The sequence below is a fragment of the Streptomyces sp. NPDC002265 genome, from assembly GCF_040296125.1.
GTDB lineage: Bacteria > Actinomycetota > Actinomycetes > Streptomycetales > Streptomycetaceae > Streptomyces.
Window position 1 is genome coordinate 1 of record NZ_JBEOWS010000406.1, and the last position, 8,171, is coordinate 8,171.

At 73.4% G+C, this 8,171-nt stretch carries 3 protein-coding genes; all 3 read right to left on the reverse strand.

Annotated elements, in window-relative coordinates:
- Nucleotides 1-221 precede the first annotated feature (221 nt).
- Entirely contained in the window at nt 222-5,237 is a 5,016-nt protein-coding gene (locus ABT085_RS40705) for a DNA repair ATPase (protein ID WP_351620379.1), read from the reverse strand.
- A gap of 82 nt (nt 5,238-5,319) precedes the next feature.
- Nucleotides 5,320-7,401, reverse strand: coding sequence for a flotillin family protein (locus tag ABT085_RS40710; protein WP_351620382.1), 2,082 nt, complete (start codon nt 7,399-7,401; stop codon nt 5,320-5,322).
- Between the two features lie 73 nt (nt 7,402-7,474).
- Entirely contained in the window at nt 7,475-8,095 is a 621-nt protein-coding gene (locus tag ABT085_RS40715; RefSeq protein WP_351620385.1) for a hypothetical protein, read from the reverse strand.
- Between the last annotated feature and the right edge of the window lie 76 nt (nt 8,096-8,171).

Below are 8,171 nucleotides of genomic sequence, written 5' to 3' on the forward strand. Positions count from 1 at the left end.
GCAGCCGTGCGGGGAGAGTCAATGGCCGGATCCTGTCGTCCCGACACGTCAGTTGTGGACACCGAGTGAATCGTTCATGTCATTTCAGTGGGCTAGTTGTGCGTGCGGACTTACATCGCGCCGGACCTGAACTCCCCCTGACAGAAACAGTCCTGGCGGACATCGCACGACAGGTCCCGTAAATCCCGTGTGTCCCGTGCGACCTGACGGATCCGGGCAGGTCAGGCGGGCGGACGGGGCGTACCGGCCCGCGTGATCGCCGACTCGACGGCGGCGACCCGCTCGGCGAGCAGCCCGAGCGCGGCCACCGCCTCGCTCAGCGCACCGGTCAACGCCTCGGCCGTCGCCCCGGCCGCGATCGCGTTCGCCGTCTCGGTCGTCGTCGCGCTCGGGGTCGCGGTCGTCGTCCCGGGGAGCGCGCCGCCGACGGGTCCGGCGAGTCCCCGGGCGCGCAGGTACGACGCCTTCACCTCGGCCCAGCGCGCGGCCTGCGCGTCGGACAAGGTGCCGCGCAGCTCGGCCAGTTTGAGCAGGTTGGCCTCGGCGCCGGTGGTGAGGGTCTGGGCCTCGGCCCGGTAGTGGTCGTCGACGACGGCGTCGAGTTCGGCGTCGTTCATGACCGGCCGGATCGCCTGGACGATCCTGTTCATGTCGCGGTAGGAGCCCTGGAGCCGGAACGGCGGCTCGGTGCGGGCGTCGTCACTCTGCGCGGCGGAGGCGATGTAGGCGGAGTTGACGGCGAGGACCGTCTCGCGCGCGGTCAGCAAATGGCGCAGAACGGCACGGATCCGGTCGAGTTCGGCGGGGGCAAAGGGGTGGGCGAGGTCGTCCGCGCGCGCCGTGGGGTCGCCGGCCGCCAGCCGCAGCAGCAGGTCGAGGTCGGCGCGGTCACGGCCGGCCAGCGGGGCCAGCACCGGGTTCGCGGTGAGGGCGTTCTCCACGAAGCTGACGGAGAAGGCGTCCTGCTTGCCGGTGAGCACGTCGCCGAGGTTCCACACGTCGGCCCGGCTGGCGAGCATGTCGGGAACCGTGAAGCGGCTGCCGGACTCGGTGTAGGGGTTGCCCGCCATGCAGACGGCGAAGCGTTTGCCGCGCAGGTCGTAGGTGCGGGGCTCGCCGTCGTGGACGCCCTCCATCCGGCGGGTGGCGTCGCACAACGGGATGAACCGCTGGAGCAGTTCGGGCGAGGTGTGCTGGATGTCGTCGAGGTAGAGCAGGGTGTTGCTGCCCGCCGCCAGTGCGAAGTTGATCCGCTCGACCTCGCGCCGGGCGGTCGCGTTCGGGGCCTCGGCCGGGTCGAGCGAGGTGACGCCGTGCCCGAGCGCGGGACCGTCGACCTTGACCAGGACCAGGCCGAGGCGGTCGGCGACGTACTCCACGAGGGTCGTCTTGCCGTAGCCGGGCGGGGAGACGAGCAGCAGCAGACCGCCGGTGTCGGTGCGCCTGGACTCGTCCGAGGTGCCGATCTGCCGGGCGAGACTGTCGCCGACGAGCGGCAGATAGACCTCGTCGACGAGACGGTTGCGCACGAACGTGGTCATCACCCGCGGCCGCAGCTCGTCGATCCGCAGCCGGGAGCGCTCGGCGGCGAGCAGCGCGGTGCGCCGGGCGGTGTAGGCGCGGTGGCCGGGGACGGCGTGGGCGCGGAAGTCGTCGGTGCGGGCGAGGAACTCGTCGAGGCGCAGGGTGAGCGTGCGGCGGGTGATGCGCGGATGGGTGCCGAGCAGCCCGGTCACGGCCGCGGTCAGCGGTGCCTCGCTGTCGTGACGCACCAGCTCCGGGCAGAGTTCGGCGGCGACGGCCTCGGCGAGGTCCCCGGGGCCGGTGTCCGCGCCGGTGGCGGCGGTGTACGCGGACAGCCACCCCTCGACCAGCTGCCGGCGCTCGTCGAGGCTGTCGAGGGCGGCGAGGTCCTGCTCGTAGGACGATGTGCCGACCGTGCGGCGGAACTTGTCGAGGAGGGTGCGGCCGGACGCGCCGATGACGAAGCCCTCGGGGCCGGTCGTCAGCTCCTCGAAGAGGTACGCGGCCGCCGCCGGGCCGATCTCGGCCGCCAGCTCCGCCTGGAGGTCCGCGATCGCGGGCACGGTCCCGAACGTCTCCCGGGCCCGGGCCAGCGACACCGCCCGCCGGGTCAGGCTCTGGCGCCGGGCGGCGCCGGTGCCGTGCGCCCAGAACAGCTGGGCGGCGGCGCGGGCGGCGCTCTCGTGGCGCAGCACGCCCGCGCCCGCGTGCAGCCGCAGCAGCACGGTGAGGATCGCGGTGGCGTCATGGTCGTGCACCCCGCGCTCGTAGCCCTCGTCGTACGCCGTCTGCGCCGCCCGGCTCACCAGCGCGGGCAGGTCGGCCTCGGCGAGGGCGGCGGGGCCGTGCTCGGCCAGCAGCCGGGCCGCGAGGTGCTCGCCGCGGTAGACGGCCGCGGACTCGGAGGGCAGCGGCCGGTCCCAGTAGGGGCGGGTGGCGGCGAAGTCCGGGTCGGTGACCGGGGCCCGGTAGTCGGTGCCGGTCAGCGCGAGGGCGAGACCGTCGCCGTGGGGGACCAGCGCGAGGTCGAGGGGCTGGGTGTTGACGGCGAAGGTGTGCCGTCCCAGGCGGAGGGTGCGGCCGCCGTCGGTGTACAGGTCGGTGCGGTCGCGCAGCGCGCGGTGCGCCTCCTGGCGGGCCGCCTTCAGGCGTCCCGTCAGCTCCTCCGCCCTGCCCGGGTCGCCGAGCGCGCGCAGTTCGCCCGCGGTGCGCCGGACCTTCTCGACCAGCGGGTCGGAGGTGAAGAACGTGCTGATCGCGTCGGCCGTGTCCAGCGCGGCGGCGCGGCGGGCGAGGGTCGCAAGGACGCGGGCGGCGGCGGCCGCCAGCTGTTCGGTGCGGCGGGCGCGGGCGTCGGCGAGGGTCTGCTTGCGGGCGGCGAACGCCTCGTACACCTCGGTGCGCCGGTCCGCGAGCTCGCCGAGGAAGTCGTCGAACCCGGAGAAGCGGGCTTCGAGGTTCTCCAGCTGCACCAGCAGGGCGGCGAGCCGGCTGTCGCACGCCTCCTCGGTGTCGGCCGCCGCGAGGGCACCGACGACCGACTGCCCCAGCAGCGCGAACTCGGCGGCGAACTCGGCGCGCCCCTCGTTCTCGCGCAGCTCGCGGCGGCGGGCGTCGAGCGTGGCGCGGACCCGGTTGACGCCGCCGAGCACCTCGGCGACGCGCTCCAGGATCGAGGTGCGCACGGTGGCGTCGCCGATGTCGAGCCCGGCGACCACCTCGGTGACCGTGCGCAGGCCGTCGTCGAGCTCGTCGAGCCGGCCGGTCAGGGGTGCGGCCTCGGCGGCCGTCGGGATCGCCTCGGCGGCCGCGAGCAGCCGCTCGATCTCCTGGTGGTGGCCGGCCAGGGCGTCCTCGCGGGCCAGGAAGGCCACCGCGCGCTGCCCGAACGAGGCGAGGTCGGTGCCGACCCCGGCGGCGAGCTCGTCGATGCGGGCGGTGTCGGCGTACCGCAGCTCCTTCAGGTTCAGCAACCGGCCCTGGGCGCGCCGCAGTTCGGTCAGTCCCGTGACCCAGGAGGCGGCGTCTCGGGGGGCCTCGCCGCGCAGCCGCCGTACGAGCGAGGTGATCCGCTCGGCGGACTCGTCGAGGGCGTCGGCGGCCCGGCGGGTCAGCGTCCGGACCGTCTCGAACTCGGTGACGACCTGCTCGGCCGTGTCCCGGACCGCGTCCAACGGGGTGCGCAGATCGCCGAGTCCGGGCTCGCCCAGCCAGTGGTGGGTGTCGGCGATCCGGACGCAGGCGGCGCGCAGTGCCTCGTACACCCCGGTCGTGGGGGGTGTCCCGGCGACGGACCCGGCGAGGGTCAGACAGTCGGAGATGCCCCGCACGAGGTCGGCGTTGCCGATCCGGGACAGCGGTCCGGAGCCGGCCGGCCGGGCGGCGGCGCGGGTGTCGGACTCGTACGGCGACGTCCACAGCTGGAGCGGATGCACCCGGGCCGGTTCGGCGCCGGCCGGGTCGGTGCGCAGCACGGTCAGCGATCCGTCGTCGAAGAGCGCCCATCCCCGGCAGGTCAGCGGGGTGGAGATCTCCTTGCGGATCAGGTTGTACGGCAGCAGGAGGCTGCGTCCCGCGCCGGGCGCGTGGTACGCGTACAGCACGTCCTCACCGTTGGGCGAGCGCACCTCGCGCTCGAACTCCAGGCCCTCGGTGTCGAGGTCGAACGTCCGGTGCGCGCCCGTCGCCGCGAGGCAGTAGCCGCCGGGGAAGACGATGCCCTGGTCCTCGGGCAGCCGGCGGCAGGACTGCCCGACGGCGTCGAGCCGGACCACCGTCTTCGTCAGGGTGTGGAGGACGAAGTGGCGCCAGACGGTCTCCTTGTAGGGGCGCACCCGCAGCAGGAGCAGGGCGCCCACCCTCGCGTACTGGATGTCCGCGTCGGCGAGGGACTGGAGGGGTTCGTCGACCGGCTCGGTGTGGATCGCCCGGTCCGTCTCCGTGTCGTCCTCGGTCTTGACGGTGAGGCTGCCGCCGACGGTCGCGACGAAGACCTCGCCCTCGACGGACACGTGCGGCCGGCGGCCCGGGACGTGGTCCTCGCGGGTGGTCGCGGTCCAGGTGAAGTCGTGGGACGGCGGGAAGACGTGGTCGCGCTCGCCGCGCGCGTCGAGGAACGTCACCCGGCCGTCGTCGGCGAGCGCCCAGCGCAGCACCCGGATGTCGTCCGGCTTCTCCCCGGTGCGGAAGACTGCGAGCAGCCGGCCGTCGACGTGGCGCAGCCGCAGCAGACGGGTGTCGCGGTAGTAGCGGTGCAGGGCGGCGAACTCGCGGACGAAGCCGGGGTCGTCCAGCAGACCGGGCACCGCGTCCTCGGGCAGCCGGTTCAGGTCGCGGTCGCGCAGGGTGAGGACGTCGCCGACGGCCGCCTCGGCCCGCAGCCCGAGGACGGTGTGGGCGCCGAACAGCAGACGGTCCCCGACGGCCACGACGTCGGCGGGCAGACAGGCCCGTTCGGTGCGCAACTGTCCGGTCCCGGCGAGCGCGAGCCGGGTCGCGCCGAACTCCTGCACACGGCGGGAGTCGAGCGCCTGCGCGCGGCGGGCCAGGTCCCCGGCCTGTGCGGCCAGCCGGTCGCGCAGCACCTCGTACGTGCCGGCGTCCAGGCCGGGGCCCGTGGCAAAGTCCGGAGCGGTCCTCGGACCGGGGTCCGCGACGGAGTCCGGAGTGCTCCTCGGGCCGGGGTCCGCGGCGGTGTCCAGGCCGGTTGCCATGGGGTCGGGTTCCCTTCGAGACGTTCGGGCGGTACGGCCCGCAGCCGCCGTCCCCTGCACGGCGGCTGCGGGCCACGGGCGCTCAGACCCGGGCGCTGCCGTTCAGCGCGGTCAGCGGCAGGTCGGACAGACCCAGCTCGCCGGCCCGGTCCATCAGCTGCTGGAGCCGGCCGGCCTGCGGAGAGCCGCCCGACTTCATGAGCTGCATCAGCAGCGCGGACACCGTCAGGTTCTGCACGTCCGCCGTCGACACCTGGCCGAGGAGGCGGCCGAGGTCCTCGGTGAAGCTCGACGACCCGTCCAGCCAGGGCTTCGCCAGCGCCTGTGCCGTCGCGGAGTTCTCCACGAACCCGTCGACGCTCTTGCCCAGCGCGATCGAGCCCATCAGCCGGTCGAAGAAGACGGACTCCCCGCCGACGATGTCGATGTCGGCGTGCTCCAGACCGGTGGCCAGCACCGTGGCCTGCGCCTCGGCGACCTGCCGCTGCGCGTCGAGACCGGCCAGCCGGATCTCCTTCTCCGCCTGGAGCCGCAGCCGGTACTCCTCGTGACCGCGCGAGGCGTCGTCGAGGGCCGCCATCGCGGCCGCCTTCTCGGTCAGACCCGCCGCCTCGGCCTTGAGCTTCTCGCCGATCGCGGTGGCCTCCGCGAGCGCCTTGGCCCGCGCGCCCTCGGCCTCGGCCCGCAGCAGCGCCTCGGTGCCCTCCGCCTCCGCCTGCATCCGCGCCCCGGTGGCCACGGCCTCGGCCCGCCCGGCCTTCTCGACGACCTCGGCCTCCTTGTCGCGGACCTGCACCTCGGCGAGACCGGCCGCGGCCGTCTCCGCCTGGACGCCCTCGGCGAGCCGCAGCTTGGCGCGGGCGTCGAGGTCGGCCGACTTCAGCCGGGCCTCCGCGAGCGTCAGCTGCTCGGCGGACCGGTGCCGGGCCGCCACCTCCGCGGCCTCGGCCGCCTTGATGTCCTTGACCAGCTTCTCCTGGGCCTCCGCCTCGGCCGCGATGATCACCGACTGGCGGGTCCGCTCGGCCTCCTCGACCACCCGCAGCTTCTTGATCGCCTCCTCCTGCTCGGCGACCGTACGGTCCACGGCGATGCGCTCCCGCACCACGTCCGCGACCTCGCGGCGCTCCGCCTCGACCTCCTTGTCCTTGGCGATGACCGACAGCGCGGTCTCCCGCTCCCGGGCGATGACCTCCAGCAGGCGGTCCTTCTCGATCCGCTCGTTCTCGACGGCGATGACCCGCTCGCGGTTCTTCTGCGCCACGGCGATCTCCCGGGCCTGGTTCTCCCGCTGGACGCCGAGCTGCTCCTCGGTCCGCAGGAACGCGCCCTGCGCGCCGAGGCGTTCCTCCTCCTGCACCTTCGCGGTGGCGGCCTCCTCGCGCGCCCGCAGCGTCTCGACCTCGCGCCGCTGCTTGATCTCCGCCTCGGCCTGCCGGCGCTCCAGCTCAAGGATGGTCTCCCGGGCGTCGACGTTCTGCCGGGTGATCTCCTTCTCCTCGGTGCGCTGGAACTCGTTGGTCCGCACGTGCTCGACCGTCGTCAGCTCGGTGATCTTGCGGATGCCCTGGGCGTCCAGGATGTTCGCCGCGTCCAGCTGCGACATCGGCGTCTGCTCCAGGAAGTCGATCGCCGCGTCGTCGAGGTGATAGCCGTTCAGGTCGGTGCCGATGACCTGGATGATCCGGTCCCGGAACTCCTCGCGCTTGGTGTAGAGGTCGACGAAGTCGAGCTGCTTGCCGACCGTCTTGAGCGCCTCGGAGAACTTGGCCGCGAAGAAGTCCTGGATGGCCGCCGGGTCGCTGGCGGTCTGGGTGCCGATCGCCTGCGCGACCTTGATGACGTCCTCGACGGTCTTGTTGACGCGGACGAAGAAGCTGATGTGGATGTCGGCCCGGATGTTGTCCTGGCAGATCAGACCCTCGCGGCCGGTGCGGCGGATCTCGATCGTCTTCACCGAGATGTCCATGTACTCGGCCTTGTGCAGCACGGGCAGCACCACGGCGCCGGTGAAGGTGACGTCCACCTTCTTCGTCTTGGAGATGATCAGCGCCCGGCCCTGCTCCACCTTGCGGAACAGCGTGCTGAGCATGAACAGCGACGCGACCGCGACGAGGAGGACAACGGCGACGAGCACGGCGAGGCCCACAGTGATGGCATCCATGGCATACGTCCTTGAGGCGTAAGAGAAAGAGGTGAAGCGTGGGGCGTGTGGTGGCCGGCGGGGCGCGCGGCTCTCAGGTCAGGTCGCCGCGCGGGTCGAGCGCCGCGTCGTACGGCGCGACCCAGAAGAACTCGCCGGCGTCGTCGTAGGCGTACAGCAGGCCGGTGCTTCCGCTGCCGAGCCGGTCGGTGCCGGTCTGGCGGACCTGGACCAGCGCGGTCGAGCCGTCCGCGGCCGCGACCTCCGCCTGACCGAAGCCGGCGTCCACCCGGCCGGTACGGATGGTGCAGGTCAGCCCGACGAAGTCCAGCCGGGACGGCCCCCGTTCATCGGGCAGCAGCCGACGCAGCGGCCGCACCAGCAGCCGGGTGAACCACCGGGCGAGCAGCACGGCGCCGACGAGCACCGCCACCCCGCCCAGCACCCGCGGCACACCCGGCGGCGCGAGCGGCTCCAGCAGGACGGTCGCGCACAGGCTGAAGAACCAGGCGAACGCCGTCAGCAGCGAGAAGGCCACCGTCACCGGCACCCCGCCCAGCCCCCACCCATCAAAGTGCCCATGCGCATGGGCGTCAAAGCCGTGCGTCTCGGCCGCGCCGAACGCGACCAGAAGCCAGAAGGCGACGACCACGACCAGGGCGGACGTGAACAGCAGCGTCGGAAAGCCGGTGACGGCCGTCAGAAACGCCTGCATGTCCCCTCCCTCGTTCCGCCGCCCCGGCGGCCCCCCGCCACGGCTCCCCTGCGGGCCCGGCTGCCGGACACCTTGC

Bases quoted from the DNA above. Each gene is read 5' to 3' on its own strand.
- ABT085_RS40705 (WP_351620379.1), bottom strand. From the start codon at position 5,237: ATGGCAACCGGCCTGGACACCGCCGCGGACCCCGGCCCGAGGAGCACT.
- ABT085_RS40715 (WP_351620385.1), bottom strand. From the start codon at position 8,095: ATGCAGGCGTTTCTGACGGCCGTCACCGGCTTTCCGACGCTGCTGTTC.
- ABT085_RS40710 (WP_351620382.1), bottom strand. From the start codon at position 7,401: ATGGATGCCATCACTGTGGGCCTCGCCGTGCTCGTCGCCGTTGTCCTC.